The 14,149-nt window shown below is 38.5% G+C and carries 15 protein-coding genes and 1 pseudogene; 5 read left to right on the plus strand and 11 right to left on the minus strand.

The window, feature by feature from the left end; genetic code table 11:
* Nucleotides 1-501, plus strand: a pseudogene (locus C406_RS20740) (hypothetical protein); the annotation flags it as partial.
* Between the two features lie 234 nt (nucleotides 502-735).
* Here the strand turns inward: C406_RS20740 and C406_RS0110445 are convergent.
* Both C406_RS0110445 and C406_RS0110450 read right to left on the minus strand, forming a co-directional pair.
* The gene (locus C406_RS0110445; RefSeq protein WP_017380566.1) at nucleotides 736-1,041 is read right to left on the minus strand and encodes a hypothetical protein; all 306 of its coding nucleotides are present in this window, start codon (nucleotides 1,039-1,041) and stop codon (nucleotides 736-738) included.
* 48 nt (nucleotides 1,042-1,089) lie between these two features.
* Nucleotides 1,090-1,356: a hypothetical protein gene (locus tag C406_RS0110450; RefSeq protein WP_017380567.1), complete on the minus strand. Its 267-nt coding sequence runs from the start codon at nucleotides 1,354-1,356 to the stop codon at nucleotides 1,090-1,092.
* Nucleotides 1,357-1,776: 420 nt separating this feature from the next.
* Here C406_RS0110450 and C406_RS0110455 point away from each other — a divergent pair, with 420 nt between their 5' ends.
* The 3 genes from C406_RS0110455 (at nucleotide 1,777) to C406_RS20185 (ending at nucleotide 2,416) form a co-directional block, all read left to right on the plus strand.
* Nucleotides 1,777-1,995, plus strand: a complete 219-nt coding sequence (locus tag C406_RS0110455; RefSeq protein ID WP_017380568.1) for a DUF1659 domain-containing protein — start codon at nucleotides 1,777-1,779, stop codon at nucleotides 1,993-1,995.
* A gap of 21 nt (nucleotides 1,996-2,016) precedes the next feature.
* Nucleotides 2,017-2,226: a DUF2922 domain-containing protein gene (locus C406_RS0110460; protein WP_017380569.1), complete on the plus strand. Its 210-nt coding sequence runs from the start codon at nucleotides 2,017-2,019 to the stop codon at nucleotides 2,224-2,226.
* Between the two features lie 61 nt (nucleotides 2,227-2,287).
* Nucleotides 2,288-2,416: a YvrJ family protein gene (locus tag C406_RS20185; protein ID WP_017380570.1), complete on the plus strand. Its 129-nt coding sequence runs from the start codon at nucleotides 2,288-2,290 to the stop codon at nucleotides 2,414-2,416.
* Nucleotides 2,417-2,503: 87 nt separating this feature from the next.
* Here the strand turns inward: C406_RS20185 and C406_RS21405 are convergent, their stop codons facing one another.
* The 3 genes from C406_RS21405 to C406_RS0110475 form a co-directional block, all read right to left on the minus strand.
* On the minus strand, nucleotides 2,504-2,743 hold the full coding sequence (locus C406_RS21405; protein WP_081503756.1) for an NAD(P)-dependent oxidoreductase: 240 nt from the start codon (nucleotides 2,741-2,743) through the stop codon (nucleotides 2,504-2,506).
* 258 nt (nucleotides 2,744-3,001) lie between these two features.
* Nucleotides 3,002-3,445 carry a phosphate-starvation-inducible protein PsiE gene (gene psiE / locus C406_RS0110470; protein ID WP_017380571.1) on the minus strand — a complete coding sequence of 148 codons (444 nt, stop codon included), beginning with the start codon at nucleotides 3,443-3,445 and terminating at the stop codon, nucleotides 3,002-3,004.
* Nucleotides 3,446-3,697: 252 nt separating this feature from the next.
* On the minus strand, nucleotides 3,698-4,888 hold the full coding sequence (locus C406_RS0110475) for a cation:proton antiporter (protein WP_026045669.1): 1,191 nt from the start codon (nucleotides 4,886-4,888) through the stop codon (nucleotides 3,698-3,700).
* A gap of 317 nt (nucleotides 4,889-5,205) precedes the next feature.
* On the opposite strand from C406_RS0110475, the gene C406_RS0110480 reads away from it, so the two are divergent.
* Nucleotides 5,206-6,072, plus strand: a complete 867-nt coding sequence (locus tag C406_RS0110480; protein WP_017380573.1) for a DMT family transporter — start codon at nucleotides 5,206-5,208, stop codon at nucleotides 6,070-6,072.
* A gap of 318 nt (nucleotides 6,073-6,390) precedes the next feature.
* On the opposite strand, the gene C406_RS0110485 is transcribed toward C406_RS0110480, so the two are convergent.
* From C406_RS0110485 to C406_RS0110510, 6 genes are all read right to left on the minus strand, one after another.
* Complete coding sequence (locus C406_RS0110485; RefSeq protein ID WP_017380574.1) at nucleotides 6,391-8,004, minus strand: BCCT family transporter; 1,614 nt, start codon at nucleotides 8,002-8,004, stop codon at nucleotides 6,391-6,393.
* Nucleotides 8,005-8,114: 110 nt separating this feature from the next.
* Entirely contained in the window at nucleotides 8,115-9,557 is a 1,443-nt protein-coding gene (locus C406_RS0110490; protein ID WP_017380575.1) for an aldehyde dehydrogenase family protein, read from the minus strand.
* 20 nt (nucleotides 9,558-9,577) lie between these two features.
* Nucleotides 9,578-10,633 carry a homoserine dehydrogenase gene (locus C406_RS0110495; protein ID WP_017380576.1) on the minus strand — a complete coding sequence of 352 codons (1,056 nt, stop codon included), beginning with the start codon at nucleotides 10,631-10,633 and terminating at the stop codon, nucleotides 9,578-9,580.
* The gene (locus C406_RS0110500; RefSeq protein ID WP_017380577.1) at nucleotides 10,623-11,870 is read right to left on the minus strand and encodes a M20 metallopeptidase family protein; all 1,248 of its coding nucleotides are present in this window, start codon (nucleotides 11,868-11,870) and stop codon (nucleotides 10,623-10,625) included. The genes C406_RS0110495 and C406_RS0110500 overlap by 11 nt, the downstream gene beginning before the upstream one ends.
* Before the next feature lie 42 nt (nucleotides 11,871-11,912).
* Entirely contained in the window at nucleotides 11,913-13,112 is a 1,200-nt protein-coding gene (locus C406_RS0110505; protein ID WP_017380578.1) for a cystathionine gamma-synthase family protein, read from the minus strand.
* A complete protein-coding gene (locus C406_RS0110510; RefSeq protein WP_017380579.1) occupies nucleotides 13,109-14,131 on the minus strand; it encodes a cyclodeaminase in 1,023 nt (340 codons plus the stop codon). The genes C406_RS0110505 and C406_RS0110510 overlap by 4 nt, the downstream gene beginning before the upstream one ends.
* Nucleotides 14,132-14,149 lie beyond the last annotated feature (18 nt).

Raw genomic sequence — 14,149 nt, forward strand, 5'->3', positions numbered from 1 at the left:
AAAATCTCGTTTATCCGTCGCGTCTCAAAAGGATATGGTGCGAACATTCTTCGTATTTTACCCTTTGAAGACAAGTCGACTATGAATACTCGCAGTGTTGCTGAAAGTGTTACGCCTGTGAGCAATCCAGCGACTCAATTGGCGAAACAAACCTCTCTTTCTATTAATCTTATACAAGATACATATGATACAGAGGACGCGATTAAGAAGGGATTAATTACCAAGTTACCAGAAAGAATCGGACGTATTTTGGGTGCTTTTTTCGACATGAATACGATGTATAAAGTGTATGGCATCATGTTGAGGGCGAAGGCAAAAATAGACCGTTCCATGACGTTTGAGGAGTATGAAGAAGACTATATTAACGCGATTCTATCCGTTGTGAACGCCTATAAACGAGGACGAGTTAAGAATATATATGGAGTGCTTTATGCAGCAACTTTAAGTGCCACAAAGCGTTTATATGTGACAGCTTTATTTAATGATGCCATGGATCGGTAGATTTTCTTTATTGCAATTACATATTTTTGGATACGGTGTTTATTTGCAATTGCAGTAAAATAATTTTTTTTACAGCATACGAATTTTCAAATGTCTCATTCCATAATGGGTATTTTGAACATGCAGTCTATTCCCTTTATTAGCACACTCTAGGAACTGCGAATAATATAACCAATTCCATAAAAAATAACCCCCTTATGTGAGTTTTACACTAGGGGGGAATTGATAGAGAATTTAATTTAGCAATCCTATTTCTTTTAAATTTCCTATCATAATTTCCTCAAAAAAATCAAATCTCACCATGCGCAGTATATCGACGTCTACAGATTGCCCACTCCAGACAATTTGATGGCCTGAGCTAATTTCTAGTCCACGGTAGCTGTCATTTAGAACAAGTTCAATATTGTATATACGCTGGATTCTCTTCATAAAAAACTGTACATATTGTTTAGCATTGCAATTATTCAGCAACATGGCTGATGACCAGTTATATCCACCTGATACACGCTGATTTTTTAACCAATCACCTTGTGATAACATGAATTCCACTCCATCTCTGAATTAGATTCTTCAATTTAATTATGTCTGTTAACATGATTTTTGTCTGAATGTCATTAATCTTTGTAAATAAAAGTTTTCTGCTTCTTCTCGGTGTCCAATGAGATATTCATCTATAGAGATCCGTCGTGCAGACAAAATTCCCTTCGCTTTAACCCCTGGCATATTTTGTGCCTTGTGCATGACTTCCAGCAGCGTATATTCTACCGGCATGGTCAAATGCCGTGCAACACTTACTTCGTTGCGAATACCTACGTGACCGTATTTCAAAATCACTTTCCAGTATGACCATTCCATTGCTCTTCACGCCCCTTACAATCAGTGTTGTGAAACTTCTGGTGGTTTTATACTTTTTGACACTCAACTTCTTTGCTCACTCCCAAGCTTTGAGCACTTCCTAGGATTTCATTTACTAACAAATACTTATAGTAGTTAGATTCTACGTCAAGCTGTCCAAAACCTCTGCACTCGGTAACTATCCTGCAGAAAGATTCACACATTGGGTACCTAAATAACGGTATCACAAGATACGCCTACTTCTTGCGGTTGAAATTTCGAACCTTTTCAGCAAGACTAGGCAAATCTTCATGGTTATTTAGAATATTCGAAGGGTAGCCCCTTTTATGATATAAGTATCAATTGTTCACTTAAAAGAATTTAAGTTGTCGCCTTTCCCCCTCCCTCTTTCTATATATGTTATGAAAGGAGGTGGTAAACATGGCAATCATCGACTTTAAGCAAGCAGTGGTTCGTTTAACGTTTGAGACAGGCTATACGCTAGACGGCAAGGTAATTAAAAAATCGTCGTCGTACAGAAATGTCAATCAAGCTGCGACTGCGGATCAGTTAGGAGAAGTGGTTGGTATTTTGTCGGGATTCTCTTCCCGTCCATTACTCGCTGCTGAAAAGATTGAAACCGGCAACATCCAAAACTAATTTGAAAGGGGGAAATGACCAATGGCAAAGGTACTAGAAATGCTGTTTGATACAGCTCAAGGGAAAAAGTTCACGATTTCAGTGGACGAGCCCCGCGTGGACTTAACAGGTCTTGAAGTAGACAGTGGCATGCAGGCTTTACTTGCAAGCAACGTCTTCAACGCGGACGGTGCGAACCTTGTATCTGCTTACCAAGCGCGTATTGTTGAACGTAACGTAACTGAACTTTAATAAGAAAATGGCTGCCACAATTTACTTGTGTGCAGCCATTTTTGGAAAGGAGGAACGACTCATGAACGACTGGCTGACAATGATCCAAGAAGTAGGCTTCCCGATTTTCGTGTCATTTTATTTAATGCACCGCGTCGAAACGAAACTTCAAATGATACATGAAGCCTTGATTTCGTTGAAGGTAACTTAATAAAAAATAGACCTTTCTATAACGGGAAGGTCTATTTTTTATTACTATTTGAAAAATGATTGAACAAAATTGTGTGTTCCATAGTTATCAAATATTAATCATTTGTTTTTTATTTACCCACTTAATAGGCACCTCATTATTTTTCACCTTTACAATTTCCTTTGAACATTCTAAAGACATAACACTCATAGCTTCAGTAGTTAGTCCTGCTATGTGTGGTGTAACAATAATATTATCTAAACCCCATAAAGAATGATTTTTTAAAGTAGGCTCTTGTTCAAAAACATCAAGGGCAGCACCAGCAATCGTTTTGTTTTTTAATGCAATTGTTCATCAATCAAACCTCCTCTAGCAGCATTAATTAAAAAAGCAGTCGGTTTCATCAAATAATTTTCATAATAACTGAAGAATTAGGTGCTTCAATTTATGAATACAGCTGAAGGGATTCCGGTACACATTCGAAAGTAACCTGCACCATAGCCTAATTACATAAGAGTCGAGCTGGAGTCAATTGCCACAGCTCGACTCTTTTTATACAGGTAATCCAGTGGAGAATGTGCGTCCAACTCCACCTACAGTCGAAACTTACTGCTTAAAAAACCATCTACTATCAGGCCTTTCATATGGAGTTAAATTCAAAATGAAATAGCCAATAATTAGGATTAATATTACAATTGTATACAGTAAGGTATCTATAGGATTATTATGTTCAACAATAATCAGTCTTGTCATGGCGGTAATACTAACGTATATAAAATATCTAATAGGAAAGTGATAATCATCCTTAAAGTATTTAACTATCATTGTAATAAACTCAAAATACAAAAAGAAGATAAGTATACTCTCAAGGAATAATTTGTAGTCAATAGCCTTTCTTTCTATTATCAACTGACTGAACACTAGCAATTCGTTAACAAGTAAAAAGGAAAGAATTGTTGCAAGAAAAACGAGAGAAACATTCAAAAGTATTTGGAGCACCTTTGGAATCACTTGTAATAAAAAAGTGTACTTCTCTTTTACGTTAAACATGAACTCCCTCCTCCCACATCTAAAATTGCCTTATTATTAAATAAGACTATTCTAAAAATATTCACTATACCCAATTTTTATGCATATTAATTAATCTTAATTACTATTCAAACACTGAAAGGGCTTACATCTATACTGTGCATTCAAAAATATACGAGCCAAAAAACCACATTCTTATGCAGAATGTGGTTTTTGATTTATTCGCCATTTGAATGGTGACTTCCATATAGAATTTATCTCATTGCAAAGAACTCATTTGTCTCCCATCCATTTCGAAAGTGGGTATATGCCGATACTCTGGACGACTAAAGAAATAATTACTACTGGAAATGCAAGAGAAATCAAATTATCTACATTGCCGTCATTCATGGCACTCAAACTCAACAATAAAAACACTGACATCGATCCGCGAATGCCTGACCATGAAATGAGGAATGCTTTTTTCCAGTTGACCACTTTTCTCCATCCACTAAAAATTTGCATTGTACTGGACACGACAAGGAAGCGTATAACAATCGTGGCTATGAATATGACCACAGCCAACCCCCAGTGGGCCGACGTTAAATAATCTGTTGCCACGATACCGATTAGTAAAAACAACAATGACAGCAGCGTCGGCTCAACAACATCCCAAAAACCGGACAATGCTTCACTATAATGATCTTCTTTATTCGTATGCGTGAACTCCCATGACAACATGATCCCCGCAGCAACCGTTGCCAAAACACCTGAAAAACCGAGGTTTTCAGCCAGCTGAAAGGAGCCATAGGCGATGATGATACTGAGCATGACTTGGTAATCCCGATGATGTGTGTAGTGAACAGCTTTACTTAATAACCAGCCCACGACTATTCCAAGCCCTGCCCCTCCAATTGACACATAGCTAAACTCACCTAGAAATGACCAAATATTGAAGGATTGATGATTTATGTACATGCCGGAGATTACACTAAACAGAACAATGCTCGTTCCATCATTAATCATTGATTCGCCATCCACGATATCAGCAATCGTTTTATCTGGTGCAGCCTTTTTCAGTATCGCAATAACAGATACAGGATCAGTTGGTGTCAGGATAGAAGCAACCAACAAGGCTCCGATAAAGGATATCGAGAAAAACAATCCGCCTACATAATAAACGACCACGCCCATTAACCCAGCAGTGAGAATAATTCCAATAGTGCTGAGTGCCCCGATAATTCCTGCATTTTTTCGCAATGCCTTTGTGGAAAAGCGGTAAGCAGATGTAAACAATAAACCTGGAAGAAATATATTGTAAATGATATCTCCTGTTACCTGGACATCTGAAAAATAAGGAATAAACGATAACGCGATTCCAATTAATAGAAGTACGACGGGAACCGGGAAATTTTCTTGCTTTTTATCAATCGTAAAAATGATATAACCTATTGATAATAAAATAACAATGAGTGCTGTAGACAACATAATCTCCTCCGCATTGAAATAATTACACCTTTTCTCTATTACAGCAAAGGGCATTCATTCCTATTCTTCCTCTTACATTCAAATCTCTAGTTGAATTTCTAGCTTAGCGTAAAATTACCCTACCATCTATAATTGAAAACGATACCCCCTAACGTTTCATTGCCAGAGTGATTCTAATAACTTATTATATGATTAAAGCGTATAAGTAATATAGTTTTTAACAAAACCCTTTTTCATATTCCAAGTAACTTCCATCTATGAAAATATACTTTTACTATTAATGTTATGATAGGAAAAAACAGGAGCTAAAAAATATGAATCCATTATATTACGGACTACTAGTTTTCATTACCACTTTTCTGATGGGCTCTTCTTTTACGGTAGGTAAGATTGGCTTAACCTATGTTTCTCCCCTTTTACTCGTGGGTATCCGATTTACAATTGCAGGTATTTTGATGGCCCTATTAGTTCGGAAGAAACCTCTTCCACGACTACCACTTGATTGGGGAAGAATGTTTGTAGTGGGTCTCTTTCAGACAGCTGGCGTAATGGGCTGTATATTTTTGAGTTTAAGAACCATTACCGCAGGGGAATCTTCCATCTTAACATTTAGTAATCCTTTAATGGTTGTTATTTTAGGAACGATATTCCTTGGAATTAGATTCAACCTCATCCAATGGATCGGCGTAGTTACTGGTTTTATTGGTGTATTTATTACACTTGGATTTCATTTACAACTAAATATAGGAACCTTACTGGGACTTGGAGCCGCAGTTTCATGGTCAATTGCCACCATCTTAATAAAAAAGTGGGGAATTCGCTTCAATATATGGGTGTTAACCGCATATCAGATGCTTTTTGGCGGTATTATTCTATTAGTGATGGGTGTAACATTAGAGACACCCAAATTGATTATTAACATTACATCTGTTTCTATCATTTTATGGCTTGGGATTATGGCTTCCATTGTACAATTTGCCATATGGTTTTATTTATTACATAAAAGCGATCCAGGTAAGACGAGCGCATTCCTCTTTTTGGCTCCGGTATTCGGGGTTTTAACAGGATGGATATTTTTAAATGAAGTGGTAGATTGGTACGTTTATTTAGGCGGTTTACTCATTTTCATAGGCATATTCCTTGTAAACTGGACCTTTTCAAAGAAGAACAAATTACTATAAGAAGAAATTTTCTTTCAAATTAATTTCTCTGAAGGTAAACCTGTAACACCATAACCTAAAGAAAAAAGTGAAGCGATGACCATGGCGGCCGCTTCACTTTTTTAATGCAGGAATTCATGCAACTATTATGACAAACTAGAAACTACTTAATAATGCCATGTTCCCTTGCTACTAAAATAGACTGAATCCTTTTATTTACACCTAACTTTCCGACTTAAAACAAAATAAAGAACCTAACCACCTATTAAAAATAGTGTGATTAGGTTCAGCCTTTTTAAGCATTGACTTGTTTTTACAAAGGTATCCTTAACTAAGAGTTTATCTGGTTTCTTGAGGCACTTTTTCTTTCTCCTGTTGTTGTTTCACCTCTTCATTTTTCTCTGCATATACAGGGTTCGTATGTTCAGGGTTCTGTCCCATTTTTTCTGGACTTTTTTCATTTGATAACGATTTATATAGAGCTATACTCATTAAAATCAAAATGAATGTAAACGGCAGTGCAGAGACTAAGGAGGCTGTCTGCAAACCTTTTAAACCACTGCTGACGATTAGAACCGCTGTTATTGAAGCTATTAATACGCCCCAAATTACCTTTACTGAAGTTGAAGGATTCAAGTTGCCATCTGAAGACATCATTCCGAGTACGAATACTGCGGAGTCGGCGGATGTAACAAGAAAGATAACAATAAGTACAATCATAATGACCGATAATAAAATGTACAGTGGAAATTCCTGTAAGAGTACGAATATGGCCGTTGTCACATCTTGAGAGACAGCCTGAGAAATGGCTGTTCCTGTGTACAAGTCCAAGTATAATCCTGTACCTCCGAAAATTGCCATCCAAGCAAAACCAATGACCGGCGGAACAATCATGACTCCTAAGACAAATTCACGAATTGTTCTTCCTCTTGAAACACGAGCAACAAATGATCCAACAAATGGTGACCATGCGATCACCCATGCCCAATAAAATACGGTCCAATCATTCACCCATGTTTCTCCAGAATAAGGAGTTAAGAAAAAGCTCATTTCAACAAAGTGTTGAAGATAGTCCCCCAGTCCAACAACAAAACTTTCCATTATAAAGATAGTTGGTCCTCTGAAAAGGAAGAAAATCATCAACACTGCTACTAGCGACATATTTAGAAGACTCAATAGTTTAATACCTTTATTAATTCCAGTCGTCGATGAAATAAGATAAAGCACTAAGATAATTCCAACTATACCGATTTGTAGCCATGCATTATTTGGAACTTGAAATACGTAGTTCATACCACCGCTTATTTGTAAGACACCCATACCAATTGAAGTAGCAACACCAGTTACTGTTGCTATAATAGCAAGAATGCTTATAAATAATTTTATACGACTTCTACCTTTTTTCGGAAGCACCTCAGAAATCGTTTCGCTGATAAGCCCTTTTCTTTTATGACGGAATTGAAAGTATGCTAGAGCTAATCCAACAATCGCAAAAACAGACCACTGGTGAATTCCCCAGTTAAAAAATGAATAACGCATCGCTAAACGTGCAGCTTCGGCAGTTTGAGGTTCTACACCTGCAAGTGGAGGTGTGACAAAATGAGTCAATGGTTCCGCTACACCCCAAAATACGATTCCAACACCAAAACCTGCACTAAACAACATACTGATCCATGTGAAAAGTGAAAACTCTGCTTTTTCATCATCTTTGCCAAGTTTGATATTTCCATATTTACTGAACGCAAGGAATAGGCAGAAAAAAACAAAACCTGCAACACTAAGCAAGTAAAACCATCCAAAGCTTTTGCTAGTAAATGAGAAAACAGCTGAAGCATATTTCGCTAGCGTGTCAGGTGAAAATGCACCCCAAAGAGTGAATAGGGTAATAACAATAGCTGATACTTTAAACACTATATTATTATAAGATACGTGGTTTGGGTTTTTCTTCAACATATTGAGATATCCCCTTCATCGCTTCTATTTTTACTTTATAAAAGAATTCTAGAACTTAGTGACCTACTATATAATGAATTTTGTTAACATAATGATTGACAAACATTTTTTCAATAATCAGATAGTTTAAAACAAACAACTTTCGGCTCTGTCATTTCCTGAACTGAGAATTTAATTCCCTCGCGTCCTAATCCCGATTTTTTCACTCCGCCAAATGGCATGGAATCTATTCGGTAGTCGCTGCTGTCATTAATCATAATTCCACCAACATCCATCTTAGCAATGGCTCTATGTGCTTTATCGATACTTTTCGTAAAAATCCCCGCCTGTAAGCCATAATTCACTTCATTCGAAAGTCTGATCGCTTCATCAAGATCAGGAACAGAATACAGAAGTACTACTGGACCAAAGATTTCATCTGTAGCGATTGTACAGTTTTTAGGTACATTCGTTAAAACAGTTGGCAAATAAAATGCACCGTTTCGTTTTCCACCGGTAAGTAATAATGCACCTTTATCAATAGCTTCATTTACTAATTTTTCAACACGAATTGCTTCTTTTTCAGTTATAAGTGGTCCCATATCAGTTATCTCTAATTGTTTATCACCAACACAATATTGGTTCGTACGTTCGATAAATTTAGTTTGGAATGAATAAAGAATACTTTCTTGGATATAAATTCGTTGCACACTCAGGCAATTTTGTCCTGCTGCATAGAATGCACCTGAAACAGTTGATTCAACAGCATCATCAATATCACCATCTTCCAGTATGATAACTGGAGAATTCGAACCGAGCTCCATACTAATCTTTTTCAAACCCGCTTTTCTTGTAATTTCCTCACCAACTTCTACTCCTCCTGTAAAGCTAATCATACGTACCGCAGGATGTGTAACCAAAACATCACCAATTTCATTTCCGTAACCAGTAATTACTGATAACACTTTTGGAGGTAAACCTGCATAAGCAAATGCTTCTGCAAGCAACAATGCGCTTAATGGCGTTACTGTTGCCGGCTTAACGATAATGGCATTTCCAGATGCGATCGCTGGTCCTACTTTGTGGGCAACAAGGTTAAGTGGATCATTAAACGGTGTAATGGCACCAATAATTCCAATTGGAAAGCGATAATAATATCCTACTCGATTCTCACTCCCTGGCATTTGATCAAAAGGAATTGTCTCACCGTGAATTCTTCTTGCTTCTTCAGCACTTATGCGCAATGTCTGAACACATCTGAGCACTTCTTTCGATGCTTCACGAATTGTTTTACTACTTTCTGTCGCAATAGTTCGAGCGTACTTTTCTGAATTTTGCTCTATATAATCTGCGGCAGCATTGATTACTTTCATGCGTTCATGCACCGCCATAGAAGCAGCAATTTCAGCTCCGTCTTTCGCTTCCTCAATACAATTCACCATATCCTTCGCTGATGCTGCAGGAACTGTATCGATGATGCTGTTATCTTGAGGATCACGAACCTCAATGATTCGATCACCATTCACCCATTTGCCTGCAAGGAACATCTTTTGCCCTGTAAGTTGAGTTGTCATACTATTACCGCCTTTCCTCATTAAATTTTCACTAATTGTTTTTGACGATCAATAGTAATTAAATCTATTAAGAGGGAGAAGCCCGTTTCGACTTTCCCGGCACCCGCGCCGCTCAATGTCACTGCGCCTAAAAGATCACATTTATAGGTAATAGCGTTAGTAGCTCCGCTGATCGAGGCAAGCGAATCTGTGATATCTACTTTTTCTGGTGCAATTGATGCAATTACTTTGTTATCTTCTTTGCGTGCTTTAGCTAATAGTTTCCACCGTTTTCCTTCTGCTTTTGCTGTTTCAATATCTCTTAACGTAATTCCTGTGATTCCTTTGCACGATACTTCTTCCACTGTCAGAGGTGCTCTCATTACATAGTTTGATAAGATAACAATTTTGTATCTTGCATCATAGCCTTCTACATCACTGGTAGGGTCTGCTTCTGCATATCCGAGCTCCTGTGCCTCTTTTAAAGCTTCCTCGTAAGTTATACCTGCCATTTCCATTTGGGTTAAAATGTAGTTTGTCGTACCATTTAAAATACCGCGTATTTCAGTAATATCATTTCCAGCCAGTGTAGCGATTGGCATACGCAATGCTGGAGTTCCGCTCATTACAGTTCCCTCAAATCCCCAGTAAACGCCATGTTTGTTGGCAATTTCAGAAAGCTCTTTGTAAGCAAGAGCAACAGGACCTTTGTTCGTCATGACAACATTTTTCCCATTCTCAAACGCAGCTTTACAATGATTAATCGCTGGTTGACCTGTTTTTACGTCTGTGTACGAAACCTCAATAATCGTATCCGCATTTGTCTCACGAATTGTTTTTAAACTATCCCATCCCGTCACTAGCCCCTGAGTTGGTGGATAGTTTTCTAGGCTACCAGTTTCTCTTAACACTCGGAGAGCCGTATCAATATCAAGACCGTTTGGATGATAAATCGAGCCTTTTAATAAATCGGATATTGCCACAATATTAGCTTCAAAACCCTCATCTTGTTTTAGCGCTTCTTTTTTATCACGAATAATTTCTGCCAAACCTTGCCCCACTACACCAAATCCAATAAATGCTAATTTATGAGCCATGTGATTGCACCTCTACCTTCTGATTAATTGGTGACCTAAGCTCACCTTTTAAAAATTTTATTGCTGTTTGCGCTAGTATTGCTGTCCCTATTGGCAAGCAGGATTCGTCAATATCAAAGATTGGCGTGTGCAAATCCCGCTGAACTCCGTCTTGCGGTGAACAGCCTAGAAAAAACATGGAACCTGGAATCTGTTCCGTTACATAGGCGAAATCTTCTCCTCCCATTCCAAAAGGACCCTTAGTTATTTGAATATTAGGGTATATCTCAAGCATCGTTTCAGTAATCCATTCGTTGACTAGGGGACTATTATATAAGGCTGGTTCACCTCTTTGTACATTCAAGAAATAGCCTCCGCCTAAGTGTTCAGTAATTGAAAACGCTTTCTTTAACTCTAATTCCAATAAATTACGTATTTCAGCTGAATAGCTTCTAATCGTACCTTCTATTAAAACCTCTGTCGGGATTATATTACTGGCTGTTCCTGCATGGATTTGACCTATACTTATAACTGCAGCATCTAAAGCAGAAACTCTACGAGCAACAATTCCGTGTAACGCTTGCAGAACAGGTCCTAGCATCCAGGTAGGGTCTGTTCCCAGTTCTGGATAAGCCCCGTGGCCACCTGTACCGTATATTTTAGCTTCAAATACATCAACACTTGCCATGCTGTATCCATCGCTAATTTGTGCTTCACCTACAGGTAGCCAAGGACACATATGAAGAGCGATTGCAGCCTCTACATTATCGTAAGCGCCCGCTTTCACCATATAAGGAGATCCAGAAAGTCCATTTTCGTCCGTACATTCTTCAGCAGGTTGAAATATAAACTTAACCGTCCCTGTTACTTCCCCCTTTTTAAAGAGATCTGAAAGTATGGTAGCCACACCCAGTAAAATAGCTGTATGTGCATCATGGCCGCATGCATGCATAACACCATCATTTTTTGAGCAATAACTATTTGTATTTTCTTCTTGAATTGGTATAGCATCTATGTCAGCGCGAATCGCAAAAGTCGGACCATCACCTGAAGTTAATATGCCAATAACACTTGTTTCAACTCCTCTTCCAGTGTCTACTTTCATTCCGTCTATCTTTCTTAACGTTTCAGCAACAAATTTAGAGGTCCTGAACTCTTGAAAACTGAGTTCAGGAAATTGATGAAACGTGCGACGCCATTCAATTAGTTTAGTAAACAAGCAGTTTACTTGATCAACTATTGGATGAGTATTTGACATTTACCATTCGCCTCTGCTCCCTGTTAGAAAATTTTATTATTATTAAACTTTCAAAGCACTTTCAACGTGATTAAACGCTTGTTCAAAGTCTGCAAGGATATCTTCAATATCTTCAATTCCACAAGATACGCGAATTAATCCTTCTGGGATTCCCATTGCTGCGCGTTCTTCAGGAGTACATTCAACATGGCTTGTCGTACGAGCAGGACCTACTGTTGTTTCAACTGAACCTAGGTTTGCTGCACGGTGTGCGTATTGCAATTTAGGAAGAAGATCTCTTACTGTATCAACTCCGCCTTTTACTGCAAAGCTAAGCATGCCACCGAAATCTTTCATTTGTTTTTTTGCGATGTCGTGGTTTGGATGCGTTTCAAGCCCCGGGTAGAAAACATCTTCGACAATTTCTTTTGTTTGCAAGTATTTCGCAAGTTCCATTGCATTCTTACATTGTTCACGGACACGAATGTGAAGAGTTTTCATTCCTCGTAAAGTCAAGTAAGCTGCCATTGGATCCATTGTTGCTCCATTGATTTCACGGTAGTGGTAAACTTGCTCAACGAGTTGATGAGAACCCACTAACACTCCGCCAAGTGCATCCGCATGTCCACAAAGGAATTTTGTTGCACTATGGATAACCAAGTCAACGCCAAGTGCAAGCGGGTTTTGGTTGATCGGAGTTCCGAAAGTGTTATCAATGATGACAATAGCCCCCGCTGCATGACCAGCTTTTGCCATACGTTCGATATCCGTAATTTTAACTGTTGGATTTGTCGGTGTTTCCAAGTAGAGAATTTTACACCCTTTAGCAACTTCCGCTTCGATTGCTTCATGATTTCCTGTTTCAGCTAAAGCTACATCGATATTTAGACGCGGAAGGAACTCAGTAAAGATTTTGTTTGTGCCGCCGTACGTGTCTTTAACAGAAACAATGCGATCACCTGGCAATAAGAATGTAGCCAGAGTATTGCTGATTGCTGCCATCCCCGTAGAGAAACTTGTTGCCGCTTCTGCACCTTCTAGAACTTTCACTTTATCTTCAAATGCTTGGACAGTCGGGTTTGTGTTGCGTCCATAAATATGTCCCTTTTTCTTGCCAATTGCCACGTCATACCACTCATCCATATCGTCGTATGTGTAAGCTACGCTCAATACGACTGGTACTTGTGTGGCACCATGTACTAAATATTCTTTTTCTCCAGCCCATACTGCTTTTGTACCTATTTGAATGTCTTTGTGTGTCATATGACCACTCCTCTTGAGTTTTTTAGTGCTACCATTTCATTTCCAATCTTTAATCCTATATTCCGTTTGACCATTTCAGTGTAAGCAAATAACGCAATCGCTGTATCCTGAACACCCGTTCCGGTTAAATCACAAACTGTAATTTGTTCATCATTGTCACGACCGTCCAACTCTTTTGAAGTTAATTGACCGAGTTCGATAATGATCGATTCGTCTGTGAGGGCACCACTTTCTAATGCATGATGCAATTCTCCAAGTTTGGAACATTGTGCTTTTGTATCACACACAAGCTTATCCGTCCTTGCCAGCACATCAACTTCAAGCTCTTGCTTATGTTCAGCATCAGAACCCATTGCAGTAATATGAAGGCCAGGATGCAACCATTCAGCTTTGATAACTGGCTCTTTTGCCGGCGTTGTCGTGACGACTAAGTCACTGCAGCGAACGACCTGTTCAGCGTTTTCCGCCACTTGGACGTCTATTCCTAACTCAACCGCCATTTCTTCTGCGTACTTTTTAGCACGATCTGTTGAACGTGCATAAACAATTAGCTTTTTAAAATCCCGTACTAGAGCTATTGCTCTCACCTGGAACCTTGCTTGACTTCCCGCTCCGATTACGCCTACAGTTTCAATGTTTTCCCGAGAAAGGTATTTTGCAGCAACCGCTCCCGCTGCAGCAGTTCTAATCTCAGTTAAATAACCATTATCCAAAAGAAGCGCCTGTGGAATCCCCGTTTGTGTACTAATCAACATCATTAGCCCATTCCCACTTGGAAGACCCAGCTTATAATTATTAAAAAATCCAGAAGAAACCTTTATGGCAAACATTTCTTCACCTTTTATATATGCTGTTTTCACGTCTACTTCACCATTTTGATCGTGAATATCAACACGCATAATCGGTGGCATTTCCACTTCATTGTTTGCTAATTTTGTAAATCCATATTCAATAACGTCAATTGCTTCAAGATTTAATTCCACATATTGTTTAAGTTCCTGCTCCGTAAATATAAGCATAATCCTACTAATCTCCTT

This window comes from Paenisporosarcina sp. TG-14, from assembly GCF_000297555.1.
Lineage (GTDB): Bacteria > Bacillota > Bacilli > Bacillales_A > Planococcaceae > Paenisporosarcina > Paenisporosarcina antarctica.